Below are 11,839 nucleotides of genomic sequence, written 5' to 3' on the forward strand. Positions count from 1 at the left end.
GCGTTGCCTCACCAGATCTTGATGCGCGACTCCGGCGTGGAATACAGGCCTTGTCCCGGCTGCACCGAGAACGCGTCCTGGAACGCCGGCACGTTCACCACCACGCCGTTGCAGCGGTATTCGCTGGGTGCGTGGGGATCCGTCTTGAGGCGGTTGAGCAGGTTCTCCTCGCGATAGAGCCGGCGCCAGGCCTGCGCCCATCCGAGGAAGAAACGCTGATCAGCGGAAAGATCGTCGATCACCGGACCCGGCTTGCCTTCGAGCGAGAGACGGTACGCGCGATACGCGATGCTCAGGCCTCCGAGGTCGGCGATGTTCTCGCCCAGCGTGAACTTGCCGTTCACGTGATAGCCCTTCACCGGTTCGTAGGCGTCGTACTGCGCGGCCAGGCGCGCGCCCAGCGCATCGAAGCGCTTGCGATCCTCGGCGGTCCACCACATGCGCAGGTTGCCGTCGCCGTCGTACTGCGAACCCTTGTCGTCGAAGCCGTGGCTGATCTCGTGTCCGATCACCGCGCCGATGGCGCCGTAGTTCACCGCGTCTTCGGCCTTCACGTCGAAGAACGGCGGCTGCAGGATCGCGGCGGGGAACACGATCTCGTTCATCTCGCCGTTGTAGTAGGCATTCACCGTCTGCGGTGTCATGCCCCATTCCTCGCGATCGATCGGCTGGCCGAGCTTGGCCATCTCGCGGTCGTATTCGAACTCCGCCGCGCGGCGCTGGTTGGCCAGCGCTTCGCCGGGAACGACCTGCAGATTCGTGTAGTCGCGCCAGCGGTTGGGGTACCCGATCTTGGTGTTGAACTTGGCGAGCTTCTCGCGCGCCGCCTTCTTGGTCTCGGCGCTCATCCATTCCAGTTCGTCGATCGACTGGCCGTAGGCGTGCAGCAGGTTCTTGACCAGCGCTTCCATGCGCTGCTTGTTCTCGGCCGGGAAGTGGCGTGCGACATAGACCTGTCCCACCGCCTCGCCGAGCGCGCCCTCGATGACGCGGACGCCGCGTTTCCAGCGCGGCTGGTTCTCCTCGATGCCGTTGAGCGTGCGTCCGTAGAACGCGAAGTTCTCGTCGACATAGGCGCGCGGCAGCAGCGGTGCGCGCGAGGCGAGCACCTGCCATTTCAGATACGTCTTCCAATTGGCCAGCGGCTCCGACTTGAGCAGCTTGCCCAGCTCGGTGACGTAGCTCGGCTGGCTGATCAGCACCTGGTCGAGCTTGGCGAAGCCCACAGCATCGAGATAACGCGGCCAGTCGATCTGCGGCGCCAGCTTGGGCAGCGCGGCCGGCGCATAGGGGTTGTAGCGCTTGACCGGATCGCGCAGTTCGACCTTGTCCCACTGCGCCTTCGCAAGCCGGGTCTCCAGTGCCAGCACGACGGCGGCGATCTGCTTGGGGTCCTTCGAGCCGGTGAGCTGCGACATGCGCTCGACGTGCAGCCGGAACGCTTCGCGCAGCTTGCGGAATTTCTCGTCGTCGATCAGGTAGAAGTCGCGATTGGGCAGCGAAAGGCCGCCCTGCGTGAAGTCGCCGGCATAGCGCGTGGCGTCCTTGGCGTCCTGGTGCACGTACGCCGCAAGAGGGACGTCGATGCCGGCGCGTGCCAGCCGCGCCATCAGCAGCGGCAGGTCGGCGCGCTTCTGCAGCGCATCTATGATGGCCAGCTCTTCCTGCACCGGTGCGAGACCCAGTTCATCGATGCGCGCCTCGTCCATGAAGCTCGCATAGGTGTCGCCGACTTTCTGCTCGACGCTGCCGGCGGCCTTCTGCTTGCTGGTCGACAGCTCTTCGATGATCACGCGCAACTGTGCCTCGGCGCCGTCCGAGAGCGCCGTGAACGAGCCGTAGTTCGACTTGTCCGCGGGAATCTTCGTATTGGCGAGCCAGGTGCCGTTGGTGGCGCGGTACAGGTCGTCCTGCGGCTTGGCCTGCGCATCGAAGTTGGCCGTCTCGATACCCGAAGCCATCAGCTCGACGTTGCGTGCCGGCTCCTCGGGCACCGCGGGCGGCGCTGGAATCGTGTCGGCCTCCGGGCTGCTGGCGCAGGCGGCGAGCAGGCAGAGAGGGGCGAACATCAGGACGAATGGGGACTTCAAGGCAATCTCCGCGGGATCATCGTTGTCCCGACTGGTTCGACGAGGCAAAAGTTCAAGACGCGTTGCGTCCTGCGAAGTAGAGGGCGATGAAGACGCGCGGATCGATCAGCACGCCGCGTGCCGCCTGCTGCTCCAGCCAGGTTTCGACCTCGGCCAGTGGCACCACATGGACCGTGATGTTCTCGCCTTCGACGCCGCCGCCCTCGCTGGCGCGACGCAGCCCGAAGACCTGCACGAAGTAGCCGATCTCGTCGGTCATGCCGGCCGCGACCGGGCCATGGCACAGCGCGCGCGTCGACGTGCCGACGAAGCCCGTCTCCTCCTCGAGTTCGCGCAGCGCCGAGGTTTCCGCCGATTCGCCCTCGGTGGTTTCGCCGTCGCCGATGATGCCTGCGGGCAGCTCGATCACGCGCTGGTGCAGCGGTACGCGGTACTGCTCCACGAGGACCAGTTCGCGCGCGTCGGTGACGGCGACGATGAAGCCGGCGCCGCTGGCGCGCTGGCGGCTGACGTACTCCCAGCGACCGTCGCGCTGCAGCTTGAGGAACTTGCCATCGTGCAGGGTGTGCACAGCGTCGGTGGGCGTGGTCATGCGCAATCTTCGGGCGGGTCGGGGTTCGAGTATCGCGCGCCCGAACCATCGCGCGAAATCGGTGGCCCGCAGACAGGGTCGATCTGACGGAGCGGATGCGCCGTGGCATGCTCGTCGCCGAGGAATGCCACGGGTCGTCATGCGCCAGTCATCCAACCAGACGCCGCCCACTTCCGAGGGCGCGCCGCGCGCCGCGGCATCGGGCGCCGTTCCCGCTCGCCATCCCGACAATGAAGCGCAGCGCATCGCGGCGCTGAATCAGTTCGGCGTGCTCGACACCCTGCCGGAGCAGTCCTATCAGGACATCGTGAAGCTGGCGTCGATGATCTGCGATGTGCCCATCGCGCTGATCAGCCTGATCGACAGCGATCGTCAATGGTTCAAGGCCCGGCAAGGTCTCGAAGCCGAGCAGACGCCGCGCGAACTGGCGTTCTGCGCCCACGCGATCCTGGAGCCGGGCGAACTGTTCCAGGTACGCGACGCGACCCGCGACGCCCGCTTCTCCACGAATCCGCTGGTCACCGGTGCGCCCGACATCCGTTTCTACGCCGGCGTGCCGCTGGTGACACACGACGGCTATGCGCTCGGGACCTTGTGCGCCATCGATCGGCGGCCGCGGGTGTTGAGCGCCGCGCAGGCGGACGGACTGCGTGCGCTGGCGCGTCAGGTGATGGAACTGCTGAGCCTGCGCCGCGCCCTCGGCGAACTGAGCCAGACGCGCACGGGCCTGGCGCAGAGCGAGCTCCGCTTCGGCGCGATCGTGGGCAATCTGCCCGGCTTCGTCTTCCGCGCCGAGGTGAACCGGCCGTGGCGGGTCCACTACGCCAGTGCCGGCGTCGAATCGCTGACCGGTTACCCGCCGGAATTCTTCACGGTCGATACGCGAGGATGGCAGGAGTTGATGCTCGTCGAGGACATCGATCGGACGGAAGCCGAGCTGGCCGCTCAGGCGGCACAGAACCTTCCTCTGCGCAGCGAGTACCGCATCCGCCGGCGTGACGGTCATGTGCTGTGGGTCGAGGGCCGTGCGGCTCACCCGTATCGTGACGACGCCGGCGTGCTGATGTTCGACGGCATGGTGATGGACATCGATGCGCCGCGCCGTGCGCGCGAAGCATTGATCCAGAGCGAGCATCGCTTCCGCTTCCTCGCGCAGTCGGTGCCGGAAGTGATCTGGACCAGTGGCCCCGACGGCCGCTTCGATTTCGTCAGCGATCGCGTGCGCACGCAGCACGGGTTCGAGCCGGCCGCCCTGATCGGCCATACCTGGCGCGGCGCCGTGCATCCCGACGACGTCGAGCATGCAACCGAGGCCTGGGAGCACTGCCGTCTCACCGGAGATCCGTTCGAGGTGCAGATGCGCCTGCGCGCGGCCGACGGCAGCTATCGCGGATACCAGTGCCGCGCCGTTGCGCTGAAGGACGCGGACGGGCGGCCGCTGAAGTGGTTCGGCTCGAATACCGATATCGAGGACACGCTGCACGCCAAATATCAGGCCGAGGCGGCGGCGCGGGCACGCAGCGTGTTCCTGTCCACGATGAGCCACGAGATCCGCACGCCGATGAATGCGGTGCTCGGCTTCGCGGGTCTCCTCAACGACACCACGTTGACGGCGCAGCAGCGGGATTTCGTGCAGGCGATCCGGACCAGTGGCGATCATCTGCTCGGGCTGATCAACGACGTGCTCGATTACTCGAAGATCGAGTCCGGCGGCTTGCGGCTCGAGCTTGCGCCCTTCGACGTGCGCCGTCTGGTGGAAACCGCGCTGGATCTGGTGAGCCACCAGGCGCAGGCCAAGAACCTCGAACTGGTCTTCACGGTGGCGCCCAGCGTTCCCGACACGTCCCGTGGCGATGCCGCGCGCGTGCGCCAGGTGCTGGTGAACCTGCTGGGCAACGCGGTGAAGTTCACACAGGCGGGCGAGGTGAGCGTCCACCTCGATGCGGTGCCGCTCGCCGACGGGCGCACGGAATTTCGCTACGAGGTGCGTGATACCGGCATCGGAATCTCGCCGGAAGCGCAGGAGCGCCTGTTCGTCGAGTTCAGTCAGGCCGAGGCCGACACGGGCCGCCGTTTCGGAGGTACCGGCCTGGGTCTGGCGATCAGCAAGCGCATCGTCGAGGCGCATGAAGGACGCATCGAAGTGCAGAGCGAAGCCGGGCGCGGCAGCCTGTTCCGTGTATGCATTCCCTCCAGCGCCGGCACGCAACCGCAAGCCGCGTTGCCGCAGACGCTGCGCGGACGGCGCGTGCTGATCGTCGACGACAATGCGGCGCAGATCGCCGCGATGGCGGACCTGGTCCGTGAATGGGGCCTCGAGCCGGTGTGTGAGCGCGACCCGCAGCGGGCTCTCGAACGGATGGAGAAGGGCGAGCGCTGCGAACTCGCGATCATCGATCAGGCCATGCCCTCGCTCGATGGGGGAGAGCTCTCGCGCCGGCTGCGCGCCAGCGGCGACCTTCCGATCATCCTGCTCTCGACGTTGGGCGCCGAACGGCCGCAGGGCGTCGCGTTCGCCGCCGTGATGTCGAAGCCGGTGCGGCGCTCGCGTCTGCACGGCGCGCTGGTGCAGGCGCTACAGTCGCGCCCGGCGGAGGTCCCCGTCGAGGCCAGCCGGCCCGGGCCGGCGGTGGTGGCGCCGTTGTCGATCCTGCTCGCAGAAGACAATCTGACGAATCAGAAGCTGGCCGGCCTGCTGCTGCGCAGGCTCGGCTATCCGTCGATCGATATCGCCGATGACGGCGAAAAAGCGCTCGCGGCGGTCGTTGCGAAGCCCTACGACGTGGTGTTGATGGATCTCGAGATGCCGGGGCTCGACGGCATCGAGGCGACACGGCGCATCCGTGCCCAAGTACCTGCGGAGCGTCAACCCTTGATCATTGCCATGACTGCGAACGTTCTCGCGGAAGACCGCGAGCGCTGCCGCGCTGCCGGCATGGACGACTATGTCGCCAAGCCGATCGATCCCGAGCAGCTTGCCGGCGCACTGCGCCGTGCGGCCTCGCGTACCCGGGCTCACTGACCATGCATTACCGTCACGCATTCCACGCCGGGAATTTCGCCGATGTGCTCAAGCACGTCCTGCTGATCGGACTGCTCGAGTCGCTCGGCCGCAAGGACAAGCCCTGGTGCTTCCTGGATACGCACGCGGGTGCAGGCCAGTACGACCTCGCGTCGGAGAGCGCCGACAGCACCGGCGAATGGCGCGAAGGCATCGGGCGTCTGCAGCGCGCGCCGGACATGCCGGCGATGGTGACCCGCTATCTCGATCTGGTGGCGTGGCCCGACCAGGGTCCCGCAGCGCGGGCACTCAAGCACAGTCGCGTGTATCCCGGCTCGCCGATGTTCGCGGCCAAGCTGGCGCGCCCTGGCGACCGGATCGTCTGCTGCGAGGCGGCTCCGGCGATCGCGGCGCAGTTGCGTGCGTACGTTCCCGAGGCGCAGGTCCACGTGCGCAACGGGTACGAGGCCCATGGCCTGCTGCCGCCGCGGGAAAAGCGCGGGCTCGTGCTGGTCGATCCGCCGTTCGAGGCGCGCGATGAGTTCGATGTCGCCAGCAGCTTTCTCGTACAGGCCGTCGAGCGCTTCACCAACGGGGTGTATGCCTTCTGGTATCCGTTGAAGAACCGGCATGACGTCGAGCGGTTCGTCCGGCGCACGCGACGTGATACCGCCTGTCCGTCGTTGTCCTGCACGCTGGAGAATGGCGCGCCGGGAGAAGGGCAGATGCGCAGTTGCGGCCTGTTGATCCTCAATCCGCCGTTCGGGTTCGCGGAGGAGGCCCGCACCGTGCTGGCGTGGCTGGCGCCGCGACTGGCGCAAGGGCCGCGGCCGGTCTGGACGGTCGAAGCCGCGGGCGTGGAGAAGTAGCGGTCAGCGGGCAGGGCGCGGTCGGGATACCGAGCCACGCTGCGCGGAGGGCTCTACGTCGTTCCGCTGGGGAGGCAAACGACGAGCGCGGTTCGCGCTTGCGTCCGAGCCTGGGTTGACGGCCGCCCGTCGACGCGGACGACCGATGGCACCGCGGATCAGGCGCCCCGCGCGGAATCGCGACCTCTTGCCTCGAAGCGCCCTCTCACCGAACAAATTGAAGGCACAAAAAAAGAGCCGCGCTTTCGCGCGGCTCTTGTTACGACTTGGTGGGAATCCGCGCCTTACGGCGTGGGTTCCGCAGCCGGTGCAGCGTCAGCGGCCGGAGCGGCATCGGCCGCCGGGGCAGCTTCAGCAGCCGGAGCAGCTTCCGCGGCAGGAGCCGGAGCAACTTCGGTCGAACCACCGGTGATCTTCAACTCCACGCGACGGTTGAGCTCACGCCCTTCGTCGGTCTCGTTGTCGGCCACAGGCTGGCTTTCGCCGTAACCCGCCGAGGTCATGCGGCCCGCATCGACGCCCTTGCCCACCAGGTACTGGAGGACCGAGGCAGCGCGACGCTCAGACAGCTTCTGGTTGTACTCGTCGCTGCCGCGAGCGTCGGTGTGTCCACCGACTTCCACGGTCACCGTCGGGGCACTGGCCATCGCATCGCTGACGCCGTCCAGAATCGTCTTGGCGTTCGTCGTCAGGCGCGACTTGTCGTACTCGAAGTTGACGCCGCGCAGCACGATCTTGTCGCCTGCGGCGCAACCTTCAAGCGTGACCGGCTGGCCCGGCTCAGGCGTCTTGCACTGCTTCTTGGGCAGCGGGCAACCGACTTCGTTGACCGGTTCGCCAGCAGGCGTACCCGGGCACTGGTCGAGATCGTCCGTCACGCCATCGCCATCGCTGTCGACCGGAGCAGCCGCCGGCACGACCTCGACCGGAGCAGGCTCTGCGGCCGGCGGCGGTGCCGGATTGGCACCGATCGGGACCAGGAAGCCGATATTGGCGACGACATCGCCGAAATCGTCCTCGTCGACGCCACCCAGGCCCGGCTTGTCGTGGAAGTCCATGCGATACAGCGCTTCCGCACGGATCGAACCATTGTTGAGCCAGGCGAACGGACCGTACAGGAAGCCCAGACCGGCGCTGCCGAAGATCGTGTCGTAGTTCTGCTGGAAGTCCGAGACGTTGATGCTCGGGTGATTCTTCACGTCGCCGTAGTGAGCGCCGACGATGCCGTAGATGTTCTGCGTCACGGAACCCGAGAACGGGAACACGAGACCCGAAACACCGACGCTCATCGTTTCCAGCGAGTCGACGCCGTTCAGGATGTGGTGTTCCTGATAGAAGCCGCTGATTTCAGCGCTGAAGAACGAAGAAAACTGCTTGCCGAGGGTGAGGCCACCGCCCCATCCATCGTCCGTCTGGCGCTGATGGTCTTCCCAGACGTGGGAGCCGAGCACCGAGAAGTAGAAGCGATCGTTGATCGCGGGGTTCGCGCGTCCACGGTCGGGGCCGGAATCCGCAGCGCCGCCCGCATCCTGCGCGGAAACCGAAACAGCGGTCATGGCAGCGAGCACAGCGCTCGCAAGAGCAACTCTTTTCATTGACTCCCCTCCTGAGACTAATTAGCCGAAATAGTTTATGTGCGTGACCGGCACAGGGATTATAGGTGCAGACCCTGTGTCGTTGCTTCCGAAAATCGTTGGGGCGATCCCGCTCCCTCCGATGTGATCTACAAGCTTCGGGCCTCTCTTTTACGAACTGGTGTCACTCGCAGGTGAATGTCAGGGGCCCTCCATCGGTGTTGCTGCCGCGGTCTCCTCGGACAGTGGCGTCACGGTGGTCGAGCCACCGGTGATCTGGGAGTGCACGCGATGACGATACGCGTGGACGTTGTCGTTCTTGTTGATGATCGGGAAATGCCATGAAGCCCCGGCGCTCGTCGCGCCGCAGAGGCGCGCGGCAATGTGTAGGGAGGAATCCAATTCGAAAGGGGCGTTCACGTGGCCGCTATGCAGACCGGCCATACCGAGGGCGGAACGCGCAAGGGGTTCGTGGAAAAATCAATTGCCTCCTCTGCCAGAACCGGGCGAGCCGGGTTGGCAACGAGCAGCACGCTCGCGAAGGCAGTGACTCTGTTCAGCACTCCATCCCCTAACACCAGGCTTTCAAAGCCTGCATCGGTTTATCCGGGCGAGCGGGTCCATCCTCGCGCGCCTTGTTTGTCCCGGATTTTTAGCATGCGGCCGAACGCCTTACAACCTGCCCGAGGGGCTGTCCCGAGCGGTTTCGTGTCGACGTCCGCGAAGTGCTGGCTATACTTCCCGCCCGATTTTTCCGGCACCGGTTACATGGAAATCCAGCAACTCAAGAGTGAGATCACCGCCTTGCAAGCGCGTTTCGACGCGCTTCGGGGGTATCTTTGACTACGACACCAAGCGCGATCGCCTGATCGAAGTCTCGGCTGAGCTGGAACGCAACGAGGTCTGGAACGAACCTGAACGCGCGCAGAACCTGGGCCGGGAGCGCGCGCGGCTGGAAGAAGTGGTGAACACGCTGGACCGGGTAGATGCCGGCCTGCGCGACGCTGGCGAGCTGCTGGAACTCGCCGAGGCCGAGGGCGATGCCAAGACGCTCGCCGAGATCGAGCGCGACGTCGTCGGTATCGGTCGTATCGCCGAGGACATGGAGTTCAAGCGCATGTTCAGCGGCGAGATGGACTCCCACAACGCCTATCTGGACATCCAGTCCGGCGCCGGCGGTACCGAGGGCCAGGACTGGGCCTCCATGCTGCTGCGCATGTACACCCGCTGGGCGGAAGGCAAGAACTTCAAGGTCGAGCTGATGGAACGCTCCGACGGTGAAGTCGCCGGCATCAAGTCGGCCACGCTGTTCATCCAGGGCGACTACGCCTATGGCTGGCTGCGGACCGAGACGGGCGTGCATCGCCTGGTCCGCAAGTCGCCGTTCGACTCCGGCAACCGCCGGCACACGTCCTTCGCCGGGGTCTTCGTGGCGCCCGAGGTCGACGACGACTTCGACATCGAGATCAACCCGGCCGACCTCGAGGTGGACACGTTCCGCTCCAGCGGCGCCGGCGGCCAGCACGTCAACAAGACCGAGTCGGCCATCCGCATCAAGCACGTGCCCAGCGGCATCGTCGTGGCCTGCCAGACCCAGCGCAGCCAGCACGCCAACCGCGACAGCGCGATGAAGATGCTGAAGTCCAAGCTGTATGACCTCGAGATGCAGAAGCGCAACACCGAGAAGCAGAAGGTCGAGGACTCGAAGGCGGATATCGAGTGGGGCAGCCAGATCCGCTCGTACGTGCTCGACCAGTCCCGCATCAAGGATCTGCGCACCGGCGTCGAGATCGCGGACACGCAGAAGGTGCTCGACGGGCATCTGGATCCGTACATCGAGGCCAGCCTGAAGCAGGGGCTGTAAACAGCGGCCTGCTGCCTGATCGTGGACGGCAGACGGCGCCTGGCCGATCTGTTGGTCTGCGGGATGCATGGGGGAGGAGGGCCGTCGTGCCGGCCTCTCCGGCATCCGGTCTGACGCCCGCTGCCGGGCCACTTCCAACGTGGACGGTCCTCGTGACCTTTGTGCCGGCGGCACCGCCTGCGACAATGGCCGACTCCGCCGCATCGCACCGCCCTAGGGCACATCGCCGTCCATGAACCAGACCCCTGAAGTTCCCCCGCAAGCCGCTGCCCCGGTCGACGAGAACCACCTCATCGCCCAGCGGCGCGAGAAGCTCGAACGCCTGCGTGCGAAGGGCCAGGCCTTCCCGAACGATTTCCGCCGCGACGCGCTCGCCGAGCATCTGCACGGCATGTTCGCCAGCCGCGACGCGGCCTCGCTCGAAGGCGAGACCACGGAGTTCCGCCTGGCCGGGCGGATGATGGCCAAGCGCGGTCAGGGCAAGGTCTCGTTCGTCGAGATCCAGGACAGCTCGGGCCGCATCCAGCTCTTCGTGCAGATGAACGCGATCGGCGCCGAGACCTACGAGTCGTTCAAGACCTGGGACGTGGGCGATATCGTCGGCGCCGTCGGCACCGTGATGCGCACCAAGGCGGGCGAGCTGTCGCTGCGGGTCAATCGCATCGAGCTGCTGGTCAAGGGTCTGCGGCCGCTGCCGGAAAAGTGGGCGGGCCTGACCGATACCGAGATCCGCTACCGCCAGCGCTACGTCGACCTGATCGTGAATCCGGACGTCAAGCGCGTGTTCGAGAAGCGCGGGCGCACGGTGAGCTTCATCCGCCAGTTCCTCGATGCGCTGGGCTTCGTCGAGGTCGAGACGCCGATGCTGCAGTCGATCGCCGGCGGCGCCACGGCGCGTCCGTTCATCACGCATCACAACGCACTGGATCGCGACCTGTACCTGCGCATCGCGCCGGAGCTGTACCTGAAGCGCCTGGTCGTCGGCGGCTTCGAGCGCGTCTACGAGATCAACCGCAATTTCCGCAACGAGGGTTTGTCGACGCGCCACAACCCCGAATTCACGATGCTGGAGTTCTACCAGGCCTACGCGGATTACAAGGACGCGATGGACCTGGTGGAGACGCTGATCCGCGACGCCGGCATGGCGGTCAACGCGAGCACCAAGCTGACCTACCAGGAGCGTGAGTACGACCTGGCGCTGCCGTTCAACCGCTGGTCGATGCGCGAGTCGGTGCAGCGCTTCAATCCCGAGTTCGACGTGACGCGCTTCGAGGACCGCGAGTACCTGGCCGCGTATGCGAAGAAGGTCGGCGGTGACGTGAAGCCGGCCTATGGCGCCGGCAAGCTGCTGACCGAGATCTTCGAGAAGACCGTCGAGAGCAAGCTGCACGATCCCACGTTCATCACCGAGTATCCGACCGAGGTCTCGCCGCTGGCGCGTCGCAGCGACAGCAATCCCGAGGTCACCGACCGCTTCGAATTCTTCCTCGGCGGAAGGGAAGTCGCGAACGGATTCTCCGAGCTGAACGATCCGGAAGATCAGGCCGGTCGTTTCAAGGCACAGGTCGAGGCCAAGGACGCCGGCGACGACGAGGCCATGGTGTTCGACGCCGACTACATCCGCGCGCTCGAATACGGGTTGCCGCCGACGGCGGGTGTCGGCATCGGCATCGACCGCCTCGTGATGTTCCTCACCGATTCGGCCAGCATCCGCGATGTGCTGCTTTTTCCGCAGATGAAGCCCGAAGCCTGAGACAGCATGCAGCGGAAAAAGTCGGCGGGGCCCCAGCCCCGCCGCGTCGCCCGGCGAAGACTGCCACGGGCAGTCTTCGAAACCCCGGGCTCCGTT

8 protein-coding genes are annotated in these 11,839 nt (G+C 66.0%); 4 read left to right on the plus strand and 4 right to left on the minus strand.

The features are described from left to right. Positions 1–8: 8 nt before the first annotated feature. Entirely contained in the window at positions 9–2,090 is a 2,082-nt protein-coding gene (locus DFR24_RS01715; protein WP_246051474.1) for a M13 family metallopeptidase, read from the minus strand. A 52-nt stretch (positions 2,091–2,142) separates the two neighbouring features. Next, positions 2,143–2,682 carry an NUDIX hydrolase gene (locus DFR24_RS01720; RefSeq protein ID WP_133879629.1) on the minus strand — a complete coding sequence of 180 codons (540 nt, stop codon included), beginning with the start codon at positions 2,680–2,682 and terminating at the stop codon, positions 2,143–2,145. Between the two features lie 139 nt (positions 2,683–2,821). Here DFR24_RS01720 and DFR24_RS01725 point away from each other — a divergent pair, with 139 nt between their 5' ends. Together DFR24_RS01725 and DFR24_RS01730 are read left to right on the plus strand one after the other, a co-directional pair. Continuing rightward, positions 2,822–5,704, plus strand: a complete 2,883-nt coding sequence (locus DFR24_RS01725; protein ID WP_162850975.1) for a response regulator — start codon at positions 2,822–2,824, stop codon at positions 5,702–5,704. A 2-nt stretch (positions 5,705–5,706) separates the two neighbouring features. Next, positions 5,707–6,552: a 23S rRNA (adenine(2030)-N(6))-methyltransferase RlmJ gene (locus DFR24_RS01730; RefSeq protein ID WP_133879631.1), complete on the plus strand. Its 846-nt coding sequence runs from the start codon at positions 5,707–5,709 to the stop codon at positions 6,550–6,552. A 284-nt stretch (positions 6,553–6,836) separates the two neighbouring features. Here DFR24_RS01730 and DFR24_RS24285 read toward each other — a convergent pair whose 3' ends face one another. After that, positions 6,837–8,147 (minus strand): OmpA family protein, encoded by a 1,311-nt coding sequence (locus tag DFR24_RS24285; protein WP_162850976.1) that lies wholly within the window; start codon positions 8,145–8,147, stop codon positions 6,837–6,839. A 180-nt stretch (positions 8,148–8,327) separates the two neighbouring features. Continuing rightward, positions 8,328–8,546: a hypothetical protein gene (locus DFR24_RS01740; protein ID WP_133879632.1), complete on the minus strand. Its 219-nt coding sequence runs from the start codon at positions 8,544–8,546 to the stop codon at positions 8,328–8,330. Positions 8,547–8,894: 348 nt separating this feature from the next. Between DFR24_RS01740 and prfB the strand changes: the two genes are divergently transcribed. Both prfB and lysS read left to right on the plus strand, forming a co-directional pair. Next, positions 8,895–9,990, plus strand: a protein-coding gene (gene prfB / locus DFR24_RS01745) for a peptide chain release factor 2 (protein WP_133881416.1) whose coding sequence is annotated in 2 segments (ribosomal slippage) — positions 8,895–8,966 and positions 8,968–9,990 — 1,095 coding nt in all. Because the reading frame shifts where the segments join, the coding sequence is not laid out codon by codon here. A 232-nt stretch (positions 9,991–10,222) separates the two neighbouring features. Then, positions 10,223–11,743, plus strand: a complete 1,521-nt coding sequence (gene lysS / locus DFR24_RS01750) for a lysine--tRNA ligase (RefSeq protein WP_133879633.1) — start codon at positions 10,223–10,225, stop codon at positions 11,741–11,743. The last annotated feature ends 96 nt before the right edge of the window (positions 11,744–11,839 follow it).

This window comes from Panacagrimonas perspica (assembly GCF_004364935.1).
Classification (GTDB): Bacteria; Pseudomonadota; Gammaproteobacteria; order Nevskiales; family Nevskiaceae; genus Panacagrimonas; species Panacagrimonas perspica.